Raw genomic sequence first — 240 nt, forward strand, 5'->3', positions numbered from 1 at the left:
GTCTACCTTCTCGGTCCGACGATCATCGACGGTCAGCAGATCGCCGACGCGACGTCGGGATTCGACAACCAGCAGGCTCAGTTCCAGGTGAGCCTGACGTTCGATTCCGAGGGGTCGAACACCTGGGCGCAGTTCACGGCTGCGAACCTGCAGAAGCAGGCCGCATTCGTACTGGACTCGAAGGTGATCAGCGCGCCGGTCATTCAGGGTGCCACTCCCGCCGGTAGTGCCACGTCGATC

Annotated in this window: 1 protein-coding gene; it reads left to right on the top strand. The window is 62.5% G+C overall.

All coding sequences use genetic code 11. The features are described 5' to 3' along the window. Positions 1–240: SecDF P1 head subdomain-containing protein (locus NDO48_RS29510; RefSeq protein ID WP_416377237.1), on the top strand; the 240-nt coding region annotated here is incomplete at both ends.

The sequence above is a fragment of the Aminobacter sp. MET-1 genome, assembly GCF_026521175.1.
Lineage (GTDB): Bacteria > Pseudomonadota > Alphaproteobacteria > Rhizobiales > Rhizobiaceae > Aminobacter.